Raw genomic sequence first — 19,044 nt, 5'->3', positions numbered from 1 at the left:
GGTACCCCCACCGCTCGGCGGTCGCTTCGCGAAACGCGCACCTCTTGATGGTTGACTCCCTCCGCTCGCTCACGCGCCCCTCCCTCACCACGTCAGCCGGAACTCGGGGCGCAGCCCGGCCGGGTGCTCGGTGCCCAGCTGGGCCATCAGCAGGCTCCGCTTGCGCCCCTCCAGGCCGAACCACTGGTCCAACAGGTGCGTGAGCACGTCGTTCTGGATCCGGCTCGCCACGTCGATCGAAGCGGCGGCCAGGCAGGCCCGGTGCAGCGCGGCGCCGGCGGCGGCCTGCTGCACCCGGTACCAGCGGGCACCGAACCGCGCCTCGGCGGCCTCCGCGTCGCCCACCGGCAGCAGCCACAGGTTCGCGGTTCGCGCGCCCTGTTGGGTCAGTGCGGCCAGTGCGGCCTCGCGCAGCCGCTGCCGGGGGTCGCCCTCGGCGACCAGCTCCAGCTGGTGCTCGTCGGGGAGGTAGCGGTAGGCCCCGGACGGGACGCCGGTCACGTCGGCGACGACGCAGTAGAACTCGACCAGACCGGCCGGCAGGTCCCAGCGCGCCTGCTGTCCGTAGGCGGCGAGGACGGTGGCCAGCGCGCCGGGCGACATCGGGTCGCCGTTGAAGCCGCGCATGGCCGCGTGCCGGGTCAGGGTGCCGGCCCGCAGGTCGGGTGCGGCCAGCGGCAGGCTGACCCGTTTGCCGTCCCCCACCGGGGAGGCCGGCAGCGGCTCGGGGCCGGGACGGCTCTGTGCGAGGACGGCGGCGTGCGCGCCGTGGGCGCGTGGGAAGGCGGCGAGCGAGGGGCCGCGCACGGCGGGCGGCGTCGGCGGGAGCAGTTCGACGAGTGCGTGCACTCCCTCTTCACGTGGGTCGAGGCCCAGAAGTTCAGTGAGGTCGGCGTCGGGGAAGCAGAGCCGGGCCGTGGCCTCCTGCTCGCCGGTGACCGCCAGCGCCTGCGCCACCTGGATGCCGGCCTCCAGACAGGCGAGCCGGTAGTACATCTCGCCGTACTTGGCGGCCAGCCGCCAGAACACGTTGGTCTGCACGAGCACCGTCGCGGCCGGCCGGGAGGCGACCTGGGCGCGGTAGTCGCCCGCGCGCAGACGCACCAGGTCGTGGCGGGCCGGATCGTAGTAGTGGACGCCGGTCGGCACCTCGGAGTCGGGGCCCGCGATCACGTACCACTCGGCGCTGTAGCGGGCGCCGCCCGACGGTGTCGGACGCCTGGTCACCAGCCACTGCAACGGGTCGTCGTCGGGGATGGCCTCGAAACCGTCGGTGAAGGGCAGCATGTCCAGCGGCGTCAGCCACTGCGCGCGGGTGATGCCGCCGAGGTCGGCGAGCAGCCGGCCGAGCCGGTGCCCGGCGCGCTCCGGCGGCCAGGGCAGCGGATGCCGCGGCGCGCCCGGGTAGCTCTTGACCACCCGGGGCGGGAACGCCTGCGGATCGGCCACCTCGGTCGGCGTGTGCACGTCCTCCTGGTAACGCGTGACCTGGTCACTCATGGGTCACACCGCACACAGGTCGAACGCGGTCCGGGTCAGCAGCAGCCGCAGGTGGGACTCCTGGGCCAGGCTGATGCCGAGCCGGTTGCACATCAGGTGCGCGCACCGCTCCACGATCAGCTGCGGCGCCAGGTGGTTGATGTGGTCCAGCACCTCGGCGGGCGCCTCGAAGCCCGGATAGGCGTCGAGCCGGCCCAGCAGCTCCAGTTGGACCAGGGTGTCGTTCAGGTCCCGGGTGCTCGCCAGCCAGCCGTTCGCCACCGAGCCGTCGGGCAGCGCCACGCCCCGCGTGACCGCCCACACCGCCTCCAGGGTGGAGCGCAGCTGGGCCTTGTTGGCCTCGAAGTACCGCTCGAACTCCGGCGTGCCGATCAGCTGCGCCGCCTGACCGCCGCTCTCGACCATGAACCGGGCCTGGTAGGCGAGTTCGGGCAGGATGCCGGTGAACAGGGTGCGGTTGGCGGCCAGCATGGCGAAGGCGTCCATGGCACGCTGCCCCGGCTTGCGGCCGCGGGCGATCAGTTCCACCGCCAGTGCGCTGGCCGCCATGAGCTGCCGCTCGACCGCCTCCAGCGAGCGGCCGGTGCCGAACACGTCCGTCTCCGGCACGTAGTCGACGAACGCCACCGAGTTGTCCGGGTGGAGCACCGTGTCGTAGTCGGCCATCCGCTCCAGCGCGGCCAGGCTCGGCGCGGAGTCGGCGTACTCCTGGGGGGTCATCGAGGACTCCGACGGCGAGGCCCGGTAGAACTCCGCGGCCGTCTCCTCGATCACGGACCGGACCTGCGCCGCGTGTTCGGGGCTGGTGAGCACCCGCAGCCGGACGTGCGGACCGCCCTCCCAGTAGCGCAGGAAGAAGAAGCCCTCGGCCTGCCCGGCCAGGCGCAGCCGTTCGACGGCGGGCCGGACGGCGCCGACGACCACGGCGTCCTGGTCACCGTGGTAGAAGAGGTGGGCGCTGACCCAGGTGCGGGCGGCTGTCTCGGGCAGCTCCGGCATGTCGGCCATGGCGGACGTGGCAGGCGTGACGGGCGTGTCAGACATAGGTGACTCCGGGCTCGTTGAGTTCCACGATGTACTCGGCGACGCGCTCGCCGCGGATCCGGCCGGGGTCCGGCAGCATCTCGCTGATCTGCACGATCGCGTTCGGCTCGGTGAGCCGGCGTTCCAACCCGAGCAGCAGCAGCATGCTCGCGAAGTCCACGTAGGTGGGTTTGGTGTCATTGCCCGTGCCCTGGCCGCCGCCCTGGGCCAGGGTGGCCGGGTCGAGCACGGTCACGAAGCACCGCTCGGGGATGCCGTGTTCGGCCAGCCACGCGGCCGTGCGCAGCATCCACGCCGCGTCGGTGGCGGCCTCGGCGCGCCGCGGCAGCCGGTCCGCGCGGGTCATCCACATGGCGCGGCGCAGTACCACCTTGCCCACCATCAGCCGCGGCAGGTGGCGCACCTCGCTGTCGGCGCGCGGGTCCGAGGTCATCCGTAGTTCGGTGTGCGCGCCGAACCAGGTGTTGGACTCGCCGAAGGCCTCGACCATGAACCGCGCGGTGGGCGGCAGCAGCCGGTCGCCGAGACCCGGGTGGACGGGGCAGATCCGTCGGCCCAGCCGCCGTGACACCAGCTGGAGCAGCCCGTCGCCGCCGAGCCGTACCGACAGGTCGTTGACGGGCAGCAGGTCGTCCGGGTCGCGCACGCTGCGCACTCCGGGATAGTCGACGACCAGCCGCACCCCCGGCTTCCTGACGTTGACCGCGGACCTGGCCACGGCCTCGAACTCGGCGAAGAGCACGTCGCCGTGGCCGGCGGCCAGCCCCTGTTCGGCCGGTGCGCCGGCGCGCAGGTCGAGCCCGTCCAGGATCTGCCGCACCCGGTTTCGGCCGCGGCCGAAGCCGCAGCTGATGGTGTTGACCACCAGCTCCGGGCCCTGCGCGGCGTCGGCGAGCTGGCAGTAGGCCGCGACGGACGTGGGGGTGCGCACCCAGCTCGGCCACTCCTTGGCCAGTGTGCGCACCTCCTCCGGGTCGACGCGGACCACGCCGTCCGGGTCGGGCACCCGCTCGCCCAGCAGCCGCTTGCCGCTGGCGCGCAGCCGCTGCAGCTCGCGCAGCGCGTCCTCGGTGTCGTCCTCCGCGCCGTCCTGGTCGCGGGCCGCGAGGGCGCCGGTCTGCTGCTGGGCCAGCACGTCCCGGTAGAACACCAGCAGCGGGACCTCGGCCCCGGCCGGATACCGGCCCTGGAACAGCCGGCTCAGGGTCAGCTTGGTGGGCAGGTCCGGCCCGATCAGGCCGAGCAGGGTGCGCACGGCGTCCAGGTCGTCCAGCAGGGGCTGCCACCGCTCCGCGTCCAGCACGGCGGCGGTGCCCGGATGGACGGCGTTCTCGTAGAAGCTGTACCGGGCGAACTCCTTGGCCAGCTTGGGGTTGTGCAGATGGGCGTGGTCGCCCGCCTCGCGCAGGGCCGTGTCCAGGCCGCGGACCACGGCGTCACGGACGGCGACCCGGGCGCCGGGGGAGGCGATGGTCGGGTAGCTCGACAACGCCTCCTGCACTCCCTGCAGGGTCCAGTCCAGCTTCCGCAGACCGGGCTGCCGCAACCGGTGCAGCCAGGCGCGCAGTTCGGCGACCGGGTCCGGGGTCTGGTCGGCGAGCGGCGGGACCAGTTCCAGCACGCCCAGGGTGACCAGGCGGCGCAGGAACACGTCGACCTGGTGTCCGTCGGTCGCCTGTGCCAGCAGCGCGCCGCGCAGGTCGTCCAGGGTGGTCTCGTGCGTGGGCACTTCGAGCACCCGGCGCAGCGTCGGAGTGAGCGCCAGGCTGTGCACGTGCTCGACCGGACGGCGGCCGAGGAAGACCAGTGTGTCGTCGACGACCGTGGCGCTCGGGTTGATCCGGATCCGGCAGCCGCCGACGACCTCCGGGTGCTCGCTGACGGCGCGGGCGATCCGGTGCAGCGTGCCGATGCTGACCTCGGTGCCGGTCGGCACGGCGAACTGGCCCTCCGCCAGCCGCCCGGACAGCTCGACCATGTCGTCGGACCGGCTCCAGGCGGCCAGTCCGCTGCTGGTGAAGGTGGAGTAGGGGCTGGTCTTGGCGGCGGAGCGGGCCAGGTACTGGGCCAGCCGCAGGATGCTCTGGCGCTGTGGCGCGCGCCCGGTGGTCAGCCACTTGTGCAGGGCCAGGAACATGTCCGGGTTGGCGTGCACCAGCCCCAGTTGGAAGGCCGGCAGTCGGCTCGCCTCGCGCAGCGCCTGGCAGCTCGCCGCCCAGTCCTGTTCCAGCTGCTGCGGCAACTCAGCCTGCAACCGGTCGCGTTCGGTGAGCAGCGCGGACCACTGCCGCAGCGGGGCGGTGAGGTCGGCGGGCACGTCGGCCAGTCGGGCGGGATCGACGCGGCGGCCGCGGTGCACGGCCCGGCGCACCGCGACCAGGCTGGCCTTCGCCTCGCCGTCGCCGACGGCGCCGATCGCCGTGTGCAGCAGCTCCGAGAGCTCGCCCGCCGCCTCGGAGATCTCGGCGCGCAGGCGCACCAGCTCCCGGGCGGTGCCCCAGCTCCGCACGCAGCGCAGCCCCTCCAGCGCGACGACCGGGCTTCCGGCGAGCCGGACCACGGCGGCCGGGCCGAGCCCGTACTGCGCCGTTCCCGGCCCGGCTCCTCGCAGGCTCTCCATCACTCCACCGCCTCGGGCTCGACGGGTACGATCACGCGGCCGCCCGGCCCCGTCCTGGCCAGCAGGATCTGGAAGACCGGGGTGTGGCGCTGCTCGGTCAGGCCGAGGGCCGCGCGGACCCCCTCGGCGTGGTAGGCGTTGACGACGCGGCCGGACATGCCCTGCGCGGCCGCGGCCACGCAGACGCGATGGGCGAGCAGCCCGGCCTCCTGGTTGATCACGCGGTAGCCGCGGTCGCCGAAGGTGTCGAAGGCCCAGTCGCGGTCGCCGACCAGATGCACGATGGCGTTCATGTGCGTGAAGACCGGTCCGGGGATGGTGACGCGCTCGATCGCGGTGACGGCGTCCAGGCCGGCGTCGTCCGCGGCGGCGGTGGCGTGGACGCGGGTCCGCGCGCGGGCGACCGGGTGCAGCGCGCCGGTCTCCGGGGCGAGCCGGTAGGCCCCGGCCGGTATGCCGGTGAGGTCGCCGACGGTCAGGTAGATCTCCAGCGGGGCCGGTGCTCCGGCCGGGACGGCGTCGCTGACGATCCCGGTGCGGATCCGGGCCAGTCGCGCCCACAGCTCGACTCCGTCGCCCCGCGAGGCGACCGGCCGGAAGATGCCCGGGCCCGAGTCACGCGCGCGCAGCACCGCGGCCAGGCCCGGCTCGGGGACCTCGGTCGTGGGCAACGGCCGCGGCTCGGCGTCGGAGACGGCGGGCGCGACCGGTACGGCCGTCGTGAAACTCGTGGTGTCGGTGCGCAGCGACGCGCGGTTGACCTTGGTCAGCATGGGGCAGGCCTGGGGGATGCGCAGGCCGCTCGGGACCACCGGCGGCTCGATCGCCTCGATGGTCGCGGCCAGCGCCGCGGCCGTCTCCGCGACCGGCCGGCCCGTCGGACCGGTGCCGGTGCCGTTGCCGATACCGGTGTCGGTGCCGGCCTCGGCGAGGTGGAGCGGCAGCACCAGCAAGGCCGGTTCCTCGTCGCCGTCGAGCCCGAGCAGCTTGTCGACCGGCTCGTCCAGGAACTGGTGGTGCACATGTGCCCGCAGGCCCATGGCCCGGGCGACCAGGTCGAGGTTCCCGGCGACCAGACCGGCTTCCTGCGTGCACAGGCGGTAGGCGTAGTCCCGGTAGATGTAGGCGGTCTTGGAGAACAGTCCGGAGAGCACGAACACGGCCTGCGGCACCGGGCCGCCGGTTCCCGTCGCCCGGGTGAGCAACCCCCGGTGGTCGCCCTCGCGCAGTCGCACCAGCGCGTGGTGCGGGGCGTCGTAGTGGTAGGCGCCGTCGGCCAGGCACACGTACAGCTGGACGCCGAACAGGCAGCGCGCCGAGGCGACCATCCGGTGGTAGGGCCAGGTCCCGTTGGTGTCGAACTCCTGCCGGGAGATGCCGTATCCGTAGTGCAGCAGCGTGGACAGGGCCGACTCGTCGAAGGCGTCCACCGGGCTCAGTTCGGCGGGCAGCCTGGTGGTCAGCGGGCGGCGCGGCAGGCCCCGGTAGATCTTGAACTTCAGCGGCTCGTCCGGGTTGCCGTACTCCGACTGCCGGGTCTCCATCGCCTCGGCCAGGTCCTCCAGGCTGACCCGCCAGAACTCCCGGCCGACGCCGTCCTCGCGCCCCGTCACGGGAACGGGTGCGGATGCGGATTGCGCACCTGCCCCAGCCGGGGCAGTCCGGTCACCCGCCGGGCCGTGTGGCCGAAGGTCATCGGCACCGAGCCCGGTGCTATCACCTTGACGCATGTGAAGCCTCCCGATGCCTGTTCCGTTGAGGTGGTGTCGACGGCGATGACGTCCATGCCGGCGGCCGCGAAGCGCCGCACGGCCTCGTCCAGGTCCGCGCCGATCTCGACGTTGTGCGGCCACCGCCAGCGTTCGAGCCCCTGTTGCCAGGTCGAGGCCGGTGGGTCGTCCAGCAGGAACGCGTACCGGTCGAAGCTGTCCGGATCGGCCGCGCAGAGCAGGTGGTCGGCCATCGAGACGACCTCGTCCGGATGCCCGGCCAGATGCCGGGCGCGGCCGCGCCACCCGGGGTCCAGCGCCAGCAGGCTCACGTACTCGACGGTCTGGCTGAGCTCGTGCAGCGCGGCCAGGATCGCCTCGGCCGGTTGCAGCCCGCTGCCGCCGGTCGAGACGGCTCTCGGCCGTCCGTCGCCGGTGACGTCCTCGGCGAAGGTCCAGAACGAGGGGATCCCGTGCTCCCGCGTGCTGTCGAAGACCCGCACCCGGTAGCCCTGTCGCTCGATCCGCTCGGCCACCAGCGGGATCCGGCGGTCGGGCACGGCGGCCGGGTCGAGCTCGGGCAGCGGGATGCGGCCGTACCAGGCCGTCAGGAACGCGTCGCGCTCGGCGACTTCGAGGACACCGTGCAGCACCGCCTCCTCGTAGCAGCCCCCCAGCGCGCAGCCGCTGGAGATCTCGCAGGCGAAGGAGGCCTCACCGCCGTTCCTCGGCAGCCGGTAGTAGACGAAGCTCTCCGGGACCAGCACCGGACGGGCCCGGCCGAACGACCAGCCCCACACCCAGTTCGCCACCGCGTCCTCGGTGAACTCCCGGTAGGGGAAGCCCGGCGCGCGGTACCGGTCGGCGGGATACAGCCCGAGTGTGCGAGGGTCGACCGCGTCGGCGGCCACCTCCGCCCAGCAGGCCCTGACGCCGGTGCGCTTGGCCGGCGCGTAGGCCGCGAGTCGTTCCAGCGACTCGGCGACCGCGACGGCCCGCGCGGACGCGAAGTCGCGGGTGCGGCCGTAGCCGGACGCCTCGGTGGCGACGCCGGGCACGGCCAGCACGGCTTCGGTGAAGGGGAACGCGTGGTGCGTGTAGGAGGTGACGGAGGGGATCAGGCCGCTCCGCCCGTCCACGTAGACCGCCTCCAGCCCGGCCCGGTCCAGCGGGCGGACCCGGCTCGACCGGGAGGAGAGCTTGGGCCGCGCCTGCCGGGTGATCCGCGCGCCCTGCTCGGTGTCGGGGGTGACGGTCGAGCAGGCCGGGCAGTGCGGGTCGGCCAGGAACCCGTGCCGGGACAGCGCGAGCGTGGCCGCGTCGACGATCCAGTAGCGCTGTTCCTGCGGCCCGGCCTCGCTCAGCCCGTCGACGGTGTCCGCGAGGAACGTCGGCAGCTCCCGGCTCGGCGTCCCGGTGGCAGGCTCGGCGGTGCGGTCGTCGCGGGACGCCGCGGTGCGCCGGGTGCGCAGGCACTCCGGGCAGCCCGGCGGCCACGGTCCGACGATCACCTGGTGGGGTTCGAGCAGCACCTGGGGCCGGTCAGCCATGGACGACCACGGCCTGTGCCACGAACGGACACAGCCGGGCGACACGGGGATCGTGGTCCAGCGGCACCGCCACCACGCGGCCGCCCTCGCGCGTCAGCCGCGCCACGACCTCGTCCAGGGTCACCGGGCTCGGCCACACCCCGCTCCGCCCGGGGTCCGGACGCGGCTCCCCGCGCAGTGCCGCAGGCAGGTCGGGCACGGGCTGCGGCGCGTAGCCGGGCTGCTTCGCGGCCTGGGACTGGTAGGCGAGCAGGGTCAGTTCCAGCCCCTGTTCCAGCGCGGCGCCGGCCTCCAACCCGCTGACGCAGGCGACGGTGGCCTCCGGGGTGGTGAACGCGAAGGTGGGCAGGCCGAGCAGTGCGGACAGGTCGTAGATCTCGAACGGCTGGTCGACGATGTCCAGCAGCTTGCGGTAGCGCGCGGCGCGAGCGGTCAGCTCGCCGCCGTCCAGATCCAGCCGGGGCAGCGGCGCGGTCGCGGTCGCGAGCGCCGCGCCGACGCCCGCGCCGGCCGCCGCGACCACCGCGGCGCGCACGGCCTCGGACCAGTCGGCCCCGGACACCGCGGTGCGCGCCGGGAAGACCGCCGCGGCCTCGACCTCGACCGGCTCACCCGTCAGCACGTCCACGCCGTGCAGGCGGTCGCCCTTGCGGGAGTCGGTCATCACGGCCGCGTAGCGCTCGAACGCGCGCCGCACCGCCCGTTGGCGCGATTCGACGACGCTCTCGCCGTAGCCGTGCACCGGGAACGGGCCGCCGACCAGGCCGACCGGGTCGGAGACCACCACTTCACTGACGAACAGCGGCAGTTGTTCGTAGTCCCGCTCGGTGATCTCCGCGAACACGCCGGTCCGGGCGTCGACGCAGTCCACCGCGCGCCGGCCCAGCTCCTCGTCGTCGACGGGCGGGGCGGTGCACAGGACGGCCAGTCGGGCCGGGTCGTCGGGAACGGCGGGGAGCGCCAGCGGGTGCGGCAGGAAGGCGTGGGTCGCGGTCTCCAACGTCTCCAGGTCGAACCGGACCAGCTGGTCGGCCGCCTGGCCCTGGTCGATGCCGGTCAGGTGGCGGAACGCCGCGAAGCAGAGCTGGTTGGCGACCAGGGCGACGGTCGGGCCGCGCAGGAACTCGCTCGGCGCGAGCTCCGGGTGGTCGCGCAGATCCGCGCCCGCGAGGTCCGGCGCGAGCGCGCGCAGCCGCCGCCAGGCCGACTCCCAGGCCGTGGCGTCGCCGTCCTTGCCGATCACCGGGCCGATCCATGCCTCGTCACCGACCGCGACCGCCTGGACGAACGCGGCGTCCGCGGCGCGGGCGGCCCTCGGCAGTCGCAGGGCGCGCTCGATCATGGGCCGGTCGGCGACGTGCAGCACCATGGCGGCGCCGGCCACCAGCCGGTCGTCCGCGTCGGCCCCGAGGTAGGCCACCTGCTGGTCCGGGTCGAGCGCCCGGGCCGCGGCCAGATGCTCGGCGACGCGGTCGCGGTCGAACGGGGACTCGGCGAACGGTGCGACCGAAACGGTGCGCACGCCGGAGCGCAGCTGCGAGTTGGCCAGTGCCTGCAGCAACGGGCCCGCGCCGGCCAGCACGACGGCGCCGTCGCGGTAGCGCTCGAAGCGCAGTTCCGGCGAGTCCACGAAGTACTCGATGAAGGCGATGTTGGCGGCGTAGGTCCTGGCCAGGTCGGCGGTGAGGGTGTGCGGGCGGTCGTCCAGGACGTTCTTGACGTAGCCCTTGCCCAGCAGCAGCAGTGTCAGCTTGGCCAGCGCGGCGCGGCTCTGCTCCGGGACGGCCGCGCACAGCTCGCCGAGGGTCCTGGTGCCGTCCAGCAACGGTGCGATCCGCTGGATCCACTCGTAGGTCGACGCGCCCTTGAGCATCGACCCGCCCAGGTTGCTGCGGATGTAGGCACCCTCGGGCACGCGCATGACGTAGACGTCCCCACGCAGGCGCGGCCGGATCCGCTCGACATTGACTTCCATGACCACCGCTTCTTCAGGCACAACTGATGACAGGTCAGGAGGAGGACCGAGAGCCACCCGATCCTCGTTCACGAACACGCACTGGCTAGAGCACAAGTGCCGGAAAGCTCCACACCCTGGATCAGGTGCAGGAGCAGCACGGGCAACAGCAGCAGCAGCTGCTCGCGCCGCCGGAAGCGGACAGCTCGGTCAGGCCGTAGCCGGCCGTCACCGACGCGGGCACCACCTCACCCAGGTCGACGAGCTCGAAGGCGCCGTCATCCAGCACCAGGTCCTCGAATCCCTCCATGTCTTCACACCTCCTTTCACTCTCGATGCCGAACACAGGACGGGAACACCGGCACCTGGATCAGGTGCAGGAGCAGCACGGGCAGCAGCAGCAACAGCTGCTCTGGCCGCCGGAAGCGGACAGCTCGGTCAGGCCGTAGCCGGCCGTCACCGACGCGGGCACCACCTCACCCAGGTCGACGAGCTCGAAGGCGCCGTCATCCAGCACCAGGTCCTCGAATCCCTCCATGTCTTCACACCCCCCTTCGCGATCCGGGTGACGGGTCGTCACAGTGATTTCACTTCGGGCAGCACCTTGGTGCAGAAGAGCTCCAAGGTCTGCCCAGCCTCGGCGAGCGGCATCGCACCGAAGTCGATCTGCCACAGGATCTGGTCGACGCCGCCGATGTGGTCGTTGAAGGCGCGGATCCGGTCGATGACCGTGGACGGGGAACCGACGATCGCACCGCCCTCGGTGAAGAGCTTGGCGGGCTTGAGGCCGCGCAGCATCCAGCCGAACCCGGAGTAGCCGCGGTAGGCCGTGGACTCCCTGCGGTCCCAGGCGTTCACGGCCAGGGCCCACACGTCCAGGTAGCGCCGCAGGTAGGTCTCGGCGATCTGCTCCGCGCGCTCGTCGGTGTCGGCGACCACCAGCGGCAGGCTGGCCGCGACCCGGGGGCGGAGCCCGGCGCCGGCGTGCGCGGCGTGGAACGCGTCGCGGTAGAGCGTCAGGTGGTCGCGGAACTCGTGCGGCGAGATCAGCGGGGTGATCAGCAGCCCCAGCCCCTCCGTACCCAGCCAGGTGAAGCTCTCCGGCGTGCGCACCGCCGCACCCCAGACCGGCGGGTGCGGCTGCTGGGTGGGCCGCGGCAGACCGGTCACGTCGCGATAGGAGAAGAACGGGGTGTCCTCGCTCACCTTCTCCTCGGTCCAGATGCGCAGCACCGCCCGAATGGTCTCCCGGAACCGGTCGGTGCTCTCCTCCATGGCCAGGCCCAACGCATCGAACTCGTCGGGCAGATAGGCCCGGGCGAACCCCACGTCCAGTCGGCCGCCGCTGATCGCGTCCACCTGCGCGGCCTCCGCGGCCAGCTGGATCGGGTGGTGGAACACCGGCAGGACGCAGCCGGTCATCAGCCTGACCGAACTCGTCCGGGCGGCCACCGCGGAGAGAAAGCCCAGCGGGCTCGGGCAGTACCCGCCGTAGTAGTGGAGATAGTGCTCCGTCATCTTGATGGAATCCAGGCCACCGAGCTCCGCTTGGACCGATAATTCCAGCGCATCACTGAAATAGGTCTGCGGAAGTTTCGTCTCGGGCGTGCAGTCAGGGAGAAAGGAAAGCCCGAAGTGCACCGATACCACTCCTTGAACCGGATATCCTGGGATATTCGGAGATATCCGCGAGATCGACGTCTGCGGTGGTCATCCACCACGGTCCGAGGCCAGTTGGCGCGGAGCCGGGGGTTTTTCCGGGCCGACGCTACATCGAGCCACCGAAGTCGTCAATATCCAACATCCAGATCGGCCGCACAGGAAAGGACTTCAGGTCGGGGCCGGTATCCTCCGGGATACTTACGATACAAAGCGTGCGTTATTGACTGCGCCACCCGGCGCTGCGACCGTGTGTATCCGTTGCCGACTGCACGGATTGGTAGCCATGACCTTCACCTGGCCGGCCGGGGCGGCCGCAAAGAAGAAGACCGTCCAGCTCATTGAGTTCACCGCGATGCACGGCGTCCGGTACAGCGTCACCCTCGGCTATTTGAAGGCCACCTCGGTCGCCGACCCGGTGCTCGAGGACGCCTGCGAGTTCCGGATCAACGTGCGCGAGCAGAGCGGCGGCGAGCGAGCCATGACCGAGCTGCTGGACTCCTGGGACGAGCCGTTCGCCGTCGCGTTGACCGTGTTCTTCTGGAACCGCGCCCAATCCCTGGAGCTGGCCCGCCGGGTGAAGGAGCGCTGGCCGAACTGCCGCGTCGTCCTCGGCGGAAACGACGTCAGCCACCAGCAGGACCCGCTGTTCGCCGAGGCGCCCTGGGTGGACGTGCTGGTCCACGGCGAGGGCGAGCTGCGGTTCCGCGACCTGATCCGCTGCTTCCTGGCCGAGGGCGACCTCGCTGCCATCCCCGGCATCAGCTACTGGTCCGACGGCGCCGTCGTCACCACCGCGGACGCGGACCGGATCACCGATCTCGAGCAGGTCGTCTCGCCGATCCTGACCCCGGTCTACTCCGACGAGGAGATCGCCGGCTCGTCGATGATCGTCTACGAGACCAACCGCGGCTGCCCCTACAAGTGCGCCTTCTGTTACTGGGGCGGCGCCACCAACGCCAAGGTGCGCCAGTTCGAACTGGACCGGATCTTCGACGAATTGGACCGGCTCATCCGGCTGATGCCGACGGACGCCACCCTGTTCATCGCGGACGCCAACTTCGGCATCATCGCCCGGGACCGGCAGATCGCCGAACACATCGTGGAGCTCACCCGGCGCTACGACAAGCGGCTGATCATCAGCACCAACTGGGCCAAGAACGGCAACGACCGCATCGTGGAGATCGCCGGCATGCTCCATGCCGCCGAACTCACCGGCGCGATCACACTGTCCGCGCAGTCCTTCGACCCCGACGTGCTGAAGATCGCCAACCGCGCCAACATCCGCACCGACCACTACCGCCGGCTGCTGTCCCGGTTCCGCGCGCTGGACGTGCCCACCTACACCGACCTGATCTGGGGCCTGCCGGGAGAGACCTACGACTCCTACCTGGCCGGGGTCGAGGAGGTGCTGACCGCGGGCGGCTCGCCGGTGATCTATCCGCTGCTGCTGCTCAACAACACCGAGTACTCGCGGGAGTCCTTCCAGGACAAGCACAAGCTGACGACGCGACGGATGCCGGCCGACGTCACCAACCCCGAACTCGTCGCCGAGGTCGTCGTCGCGCACGACGACATGACGGCCGAGGAGTGGGCGCGCGGCATGGCGTTCCGTGTCTCCATGACGCTCTTCCAGAAGATCCTGCTGCGCTGCGCGCTGCGCGTCGTCCACGCCACGACCGGCGTGCGCATGGTCGAACTGTGCGAGCAGCTGTGGTCGTTCCTGTTGGAGGACTGCGCCGACCCGTTCCTGCGCGCCGTCGCCCGCAACGTCGCCGTCGCCCACCGGGAGCCGACCGACCTGGACATGGCGCTGCTGCGGACGGTGATCGGCGACCGGATCGTGGTGCCCGAGGAGGTGCACTTCCAGGCCCTGCTGTGCCGCGCCGTCGGCACCGAACGCGCCACGAAGGACCTGCTCACGGCCGCGGTCGACTGGCTGTGCGACCGGCTGGCCGCTTCCGGGCACGAGATCGACCGCATACTGGTCGACGGCGCGCTGACGCTGGACATCGCGGCGACGACGATCCTGCGTGCGAGCATGCGCGCCGAGCTGGACGAGGCGGAGTTCGCGGTGCCGCGCAAGGCCTGGGAGCTGCTGCTGGAGGCCGGGGACGTGCCCTCCGGCCTGGACACCGGCGGCCAGGGCGCCACTGTGCGAGGCACGGTGTGGGCGCCGCCGCGCTGGATCCACTACCCGATCAGCGTCTACGCGCTCTCCATCTGGCACGGCACCGGCCGACCGCTGCACGACCTTCTGTTCGCCCTGACCGCCGGACCGGGCCCGGGGCCGCTGGTCCTCGTCTGAGCCGGGGCGGGGCCCGCAGCGCGGCGTTCCCCGCTACAACCAGCCGCGCGACATCGCCGTCCTGGCCGCCTCCGTGCGGTTGCGCGCGCCCAGCTTGGCCATCGCGGTGGACAGGTAGTTGCGCACGGTGCCCTCGGCCAGGAACAGCCGCGCCGCGATCTCCCCGTTGCTCGCCCCGTCCGCGACCGCGCGCAGCAGTTCGCGCTCCCGGTCGGTCAGCGGATCGGCCGCGTCCCACGCGGCGACCGCGAGCTCCGGCGCGACCACGCGCTCCCCCGCGTGCACGCGGCGCAGGGCCGCCGCGAGCTCCCCGATCGGCGCGTCCTTGAGCACGTAGCCGGCCACCCCGGCATCGACCGCGCGGCGCAGGTAGCCGCTGCGGGCGAAGGTGGTCACGATCAGCACCCGGGTCGGATCGCCCATCCGGTACAGCTCCGCGGCCAGTTCGAGGCCGGTGCGGCCGGGCATCTCGATGTCGGTCACCAGCACGTCGGGGCGGTGCTCGCGCACGGCGGCCAGCGCGTCGTCGCCGTTGGTCGCGGTCGCCACCACCGTGATGTCGGGCTGCAGGTCCAGCAGGGAGGCGAAGGCGCCCAGCACCATTCCCTGGTCCTCGGCCAGTACCACCCGGATCACCGGGCCGCCGCCTCGAGCGGAACGGTGATGGTCAGCGTCGTTCCGGCCGAGCCGGTGCGCTGCACCACACCGCCGAGCTTCGCGATCCGCTCCCGCAGCCCGGTCAGCCCGGTGCCCTCCGGAGCCGAGCCGCCGATCCCGTCGTCCGCGATCACCAACTGCACCCTCTCCTCGTCCGCGTCCAGTCCGATCCGGCAGTGCGAGGCCCGCGCGTGGCGGGCCACGTTGGTCACCGCCTCGCGCAGCGCCAGCCCCAGTTCGTGCTCGACCGCCGCGACCAGCAGCAGCCCGTCGTCGTAGTCCACGCCGAGGCTCACCCCGGTCCCGGCCAACGCCCGCCGCGCCGCCTCCAGTTCGCTGCGCACCGTGGTCCGCCGCCAGCCGGTGACGGTGCTGCGCACCGCGGCCAGCGCTTCGCGGGCATTGCGTTCGATCTCCTCGGCCTCGGCGCGCGCCCGTTCCGGATCGACGGGCACCAGCTCCTTGGTCAGCTGCGCGCGCATCACCACGGCGGTCAGGGAGTGCCCGAGCAGGTCGTGCAGGTCACGCGCGATCCGCTCGCGCTCGGCGAGGGTCGCCAGCAGCTCGACCTGGGAGGTGCGCAGCCGCTGGTTCTCCCACTCCTGCCGCCGGTCGCGCTGCCTCAGTTCGAGCAGACCGATCACCCAGATCAGCACGGACGCCGACACGAAACCCCACAGCCGGTAGGGCATCGGCACCCGCGACACCACGGCGGCGGCGGCGTCCAGCACGGTCAGGGCCGCGAACCACAGCCGCGCCTCACGCCAGGACAGGGTGTCGCCCACGACGGCTGCCGCGTAGACGAAGACCACGCTCGCGTTGGTGTTGAACGGGGCGGTCAGCATGCCGATCGCGGCCATCGGCACGATCGCCGTCCAGACGTGACGTGCGGCCGGACCGCGCAGCAGCTTCGCCGCGTACAGCGCGGCCGTGGCGGCGCACACCGCCATCGCCAGCGGCCACTCCCACCACGCCGGACGGGGTGAGAAGTACGGCTGCGCGGGCACGAACAGCAGATAGCCGAGGTAGACCCAGTCCCAGGTCCGCAGCCTGGCGGTGAGCACGGCGGCCCGCGGGACGGTCATATCCGGGCATGGCGGTAGGCCAGCGTCGCCAGTCCGAACGCCGCCGCCGTCGTCACCAGCAGGGCGAGGACGTGGATCAGCACGCTGCCCTGGCTCAGTTGGGAGAGCCCGAGTTGGGCGAGGTGGTAGGTGGGCAGGAAGCTGGCGATCTGACGCACCACCTTGGGGAGGAACTGGATCGGGATCCACAGCCCCGACAGTACCGCCAGTGGGAAGAGCAGCGCATTGAGCAGCGCGATCGTCGCGTTGGTCCGGAACCGCAGCCCGACCGCCACGCTGGTCAGCGTGAACGGCACGGTGCCCAGCAGCAGGACCACCGCCACCCGCACCAGCTGCCAGGCCGAGGCGTGCAGGGTGCCGAAGGCCGCGGCCGTCACTCCCATCAGCGCTAGCACCCCCACCCCGTACAGCAGCGCGGCCGTGGCCTTCGCGGCGAGGCTGATCCCGATCGGCACGGCGGAGACCCGCTTCATCCGCAGCCAGCCGAGGTCACGGTCCTGCGCGACACCGATCCCCGGTTGCAGCGCGGCCACTGTGATCACTCCGTAGGTGCCGAAGGTGGCCACCATCGCCGTCCCGGCCGAGATCCCCTGGGTGACCTCGTGGCCGTAGAGCAGGTTGAACAGCACGAAGAACCCGACCGGCATGAGGATGCTGAAGAACAGCGAGGTGGGCTCGCGCACGATCGCCCGCAGCTCGTCCCGCAGCTCCACTCCGAAGACCCGTGCCGTCATCGCGCTCACCGTGCCGCCTCCGCCCTGTCCGTCAGCGCGAGCACGGCTTCCTCCAAGCCCGCGTCCTGCACCCGCAGCTCCGACAGCTGCTCGTCGCGCTCCAGCAGCGCCCGCAGCAGGTTCTCGGGCGAGCGCGTCTGGATCCGCATCAGGTCATGTTCCGGGGTGACCGAGAGCACTCCCGGCAGTTGCTCGAGTTCCCGCCGGTCGAGGCGGGTGCTGACGGTCACGGTGCGGTCCGGCAGCCGGGCCACCAGCTCCTCCGGCGGCGCGTCGGCCAGGATCCGGCCCCGGTCGAGCACCACCACGCGGTCCGCGACCGCGGCCGACTCCTCGATCAGGTGCGTGGTCACCAGCACCGCGGTGCCCTGGGCCCGGCGCCGCGCCAGGATCTGCCAGAAGTGCCGCCTGGCCGAGGTGTCCAGGCCCACGGTCGGCTCGTCGAGCACCAGCAGGGCCGGCTCGGTGACCAGTGCCATCGCCAGCTGCACCCGCTGCTTCTGACCGCCCGACAGCTTGGGCACCCGCCTGCGCCGCAGCTCGGCCAGTCCGAGCTCCGCCAGCACCGGAGCGGCGGCTGAAGGCCTCAGCCCGCCGCGGACGGCGGCGCCGGTCACCAGCTCGTTGACGGTCAGCGTGTTCGGAAAGCCGAGCGTCTGCTGCGCCACCCCGAGCCGCCGCCGGGTCGCCGCACGACGCGGATCACCGCCGAGCACCCGCACCGACCCCCGCTGCGGAGCGAGCAGCCCGACCGTGAGTGCCACCAGCGTCGATTTCCCGGCGCCGTTCGGCCCGAGCAGTGCGACGCACTCCCCGGGGTCGACCCGCAGGTCCACACCGTCCAGCGCGAGGGTCTCGCCGTACCGGTACCGCAGCCCTTCGGCCGTCATCACCGCCTGTGTCGTCCCCATGGTCACCAGCCTCGCGCCGGACGCCCCACGCCGGTAGTGATGCTCTGTCACTGGCCCCGAATGACAATTGTCAACGGGGAGGTCATCTGGCGGCCCGAGCCCGGCTGCCCCCGGTCGGCCGGGGGATCGAGATCGCGCCCGTCCGAGGCTTATGTCAACACCATTGACGTTGCTGCCGGGCCTGCGGTCGGATGGGGCATCCGGAGGCCCCGACCCGCCATGCGCCCAAGGAGAGCCACCCGCCATGGCCGACCCCGTCCGCCTCGCCTGGGGACTCAAGCGGGCCTGCCTCGCCCAGGGCGTGCGGATCCACGAGCACACCCGGGCAACCGGCCTGACCGAATCCCCCCGCGGCATCACCGTCCGCACCCCGTACGGCCGGATCGGCGCCCGCCGGGTCGCGCTCGCCACCAACGCCTTCCCCTCCCTGCTGCGCCGCCACCGCCCCTACACCGTGCCGGTCTACGACTACGCGCTGATGACCGAACCGCTGACGGAGGAACAGCTCGCCTCCGTCGGCTGGCGCAACCGCCAGGGCTTCGCCGACAGCGCCAACCACTTCCACTACGTCCGGCTCTCCGCCGACAACCGCATCCTCTTCGGCGGCTACGACGTCGTCCACCAGTACCGCAGCCGGGTACGGGCGGAGCGTGACCAGCGTCCGGAGACCTTCGCCACCCTCGCCCGGCACTTCTTCCAGACCTTCCCCCAGTTGGAGGGTGTGCGGTTCAGCCACGCCTGGGGCGGCGCGAACGACACCTGCACCCGGTTCAGCGCCTTCTTCGACCTCACCATCGTCCGCCACGACGGTGGCGCCTCGGGGGCAACGACGGTGACGCTTCCTCCCCGTCGGTCCGCCTGCCCGCTCCCGCGGGCTTCGGCGAACCGTTCAGGACGCGGACGGGCCTCCGGTCCGGACCGCCGGGGCGGCTCCGGTCAGGACGGTGTCGACGGCACGCGTCACGAAGTGCTCGTCGAGCGGGAGTTGACGGAAGACGATCCGGAGCCAGGCGGCTCCGGCCAGCAGGTCCACCAGGAGCATCGGGTCCGTGTCCGGCAGGAGTTCGCCGCGGGACACGGCACGCTCGAAGATCGGCTGCTCGCGGGCGAGCCGCTCGGCGAAGAAGCACCGCGCGCACAAGGGAGCGAACGACCGGGCCGAGAGCAGCGGCCTGACCATCGCGGCCTGACCCAGGCACCCCACACCGCACCCGGCACACCCCCTACCAGACACGCGCACATCAACGCGACAGCGCCCCCGGGGGCGTGCGTTCGAGCTTCACAGAGCCTAACCCGCCCGTGTCGCCGTACAG

15 protein-coding genes and 1 pseudogene are annotated in these 19,044 nt (G+C 72.3%); 2 read left to right on the top strand and 14 right to left on the bottom strand.

The window, feature by feature from the left end:
- Positions 1-84: 84 nt before the first annotated feature.
- The 9 genes from ACH4E7_RS33365 to ACH4E7_RS33325 all read right to left on the bottom strand — a co-directional run bounded on the left by ACH4E7_RS33365 (position 85) and on the right by ACH4E7_RS33325 (position 12,018).
- Positions 85-1,500: a nitroreductase family protein gene (locus tag ACH4E7_RS33365; RefSeq protein WP_396252892.1), complete on the bottom strand. Its 1,416-nt coding sequence runs from the start codon at positions 1,498-1,500 to the stop codon at positions 85-87.
- Between the two features lie 3 nt (positions 1,501-1,503).
- The gene (locus tag ACH4E7_RS33360) at positions 1,504-2,544 is read right to left on the bottom strand and encodes a lantibiotic dehydratase C-terminal domain-containing protein (RefSeq protein WP_396252891.1); all 1,041 of its coding nucleotides are present in this window, start codon (positions 2,542-2,544) and stop codon (positions 1,504-1,506) included.
- Complete coding sequence (locus ACH4E7_RS33355) at positions 2,537-5,164, bottom strand: lantibiotic dehydratase (protein WP_396252890.1); 2,628 nt, start codon at positions 5,162-5,164, stop codon at positions 2,537-2,539. Before ACH4E7_RS33355 ends, ACH4E7_RS33360 begins: the two co-directional genes overlap by 8 nt.
- Entirely contained in the window at positions 5,164-6,777 is a 1,614-nt protein-coding gene (locus ACH4E7_RS33350) for a SagB family peptide dehydrogenase (protein ID WP_396252889.1), read from the bottom strand. The genes ACH4E7_RS33355 and ACH4E7_RS33350 overlap by 1 nt, the downstream gene beginning before the upstream one ends.
- Positions 6,774-8,423: a TOMM precursor leader peptide-binding protein gene (locus ACH4E7_RS33345; RefSeq protein ID WP_396252888.1), complete on the bottom strand. Its 1,650-nt coding sequence runs from the start codon at positions 8,421-8,423 to the stop codon at positions 6,774-6,776. Before ACH4E7_RS33345 ends, ACH4E7_RS33350 begins: the two co-directional genes overlap by 4 nt.
- Positions 8,416-10,398 carry a hypothetical protein gene (locus tag ACH4E7_RS33340; protein ID WP_396252887.1) on the bottom strand — a complete coding sequence of 661 codons (1,983 nt, stop codon included), beginning with the start codon at positions 10,396-10,398 and terminating at the stop codon, positions 8,416-8,418. Before ACH4E7_RS33340 ends, ACH4E7_RS33345 begins: the two co-directional genes overlap by 8 nt.
- Positions 10,399-10,519: 121 nt before the next feature.
- A complete protein-coding gene (locus ACH4E7_RS33335; RefSeq protein WP_153464076.1) occupies positions 10,520-10,687 on the bottom strand; it encodes a thiomuracin/GE37468 family thiazolyl RiPP peptide in 168 nt (55 codons plus the stop codon).
- 60 nt (positions 10,688-10,747) lie between these two features.
- Entirely contained in the window at positions 10,748-10,915 is a 168-nt protein-coding gene (locus ACH4E7_RS33330) for a thiomuracin/GE37468 family thiazolyl RiPP peptide (RefSeq protein ID WP_157597197.1), read from the bottom strand.
- 38 nt (positions 10,916-10,953) lie between these two features.
- The gene (locus ACH4E7_RS33325) at positions 10,954-12,018 is read right to left on the bottom strand and encodes an LLM class flavin-dependent oxidoreductase (RefSeq protein ID WP_396252886.1); all 1,065 of its coding nucleotides are present in this window, start codon (positions 12,016-12,018) and stop codon (positions 10,954-10,956) included.
- A gap of 304 nt (positions 12,019-12,322) precedes the next feature.
- Between ACH4E7_RS33325 and ACH4E7_RS33320 the strand changes: the two genes are divergently transcribed.
- A complete protein-coding gene (locus ACH4E7_RS33320; RefSeq protein ID WP_396252885.1) occupies positions 12,323-14,344 on the top strand; it encodes a radical SAM protein in 2,022 nt (673 codons plus the stop codon).
- Between the two features lie 33 nt (positions 14,345-14,377).
- Here ACH4E7_RS33320 and ACH4E7_RS33315 read toward each other — a convergent pair whose 3' ends face one another.
- From ACH4E7_RS33315 to ACH4E7_RS33300, 4 genes are read right to left on the bottom strand one after another with little or no spacing between them, the layout of a single operon-like run.
- A complete protein-coding gene (locus ACH4E7_RS33315) occupies positions 14,378-14,980 on the bottom strand; it encodes a response regulator (protein WP_396252884.1) in 603 nt (200 codons plus the stop codon).
- Positions 14,977-16,086 carry a sensor histidine kinase gene (locus ACH4E7_RS33310; protein ID WP_396252883.1) on the bottom strand — a complete coding sequence of 370 codons (1,110 nt, stop codon included), beginning with the start codon at positions 16,084-16,086 and terminating at the stop codon, positions 14,977-14,979. Before ACH4E7_RS33310 ends, ACH4E7_RS33315 begins: the two co-directional genes overlap by 4 nt.
- Complete coding sequence (locus ACH4E7_RS33305; protein ID WP_396252882.1) at positions 16,083-16,820, bottom strand: ABC transporter permease; 738 nt, start codon at positions 16,818-16,820, stop codon at positions 16,083-16,085. The genes ACH4E7_RS33310 and ACH4E7_RS33305 overlap by 4 nt, the downstream gene beginning before the upstream one ends.
- Positions 16,821-16,825: 5 nt before the next feature.
- Entirely contained in the window at positions 16,826-17,731 is a 906-nt protein-coding gene (locus ACH4E7_RS33300) for an ABC transporter ATP-binding protein (RefSeq protein ID WP_396252881.1), read from the bottom strand.
- Between the two features lie 241 nt (positions 17,732-17,972).
- Here ACH4E7_RS33300 and ACH4E7_RS33295 point away from each other — a divergent pair.
- Positions 17,973-18,515 (top strand): annotated as a pseudogene (locus ACH4E7_RS33295) (NAD(P)/FAD-dependent oxidoreductase); the annotation flags it as partial.
- A gap of 105 nt (positions 18,516-18,620) precedes the next feature.
- On the opposite strand, the gene ACH4E7_RS33290 reads toward ACH4E7_RS33295, so the two are convergent.
- The gene (locus ACH4E7_RS33290; protein ID WP_396252932.1) at positions 18,621-18,911 is read right to left on the bottom strand and encodes a TetR-like C-terminal domain-containing protein; all 291 of its coding nucleotides are present in this window, start codon (positions 18,909-18,911) and stop codon (positions 18,621-18,623) included.
- Positions 18,912-19,044 lie beyond the last annotated feature (133 nt).

This window comes from Kitasatospora sp. NPDC018058 (assembly GCF_044327205.1).
Lineage (GTDB): Bacteria > Actinomycetota > Actinomycetes > Streptomycetales > Streptomycetaceae > Kitasatospora.
Note: the sequence above shows the minus strand (reverse complement) of the source record. Positions and strands in the feature narration are given on the sequence as shown.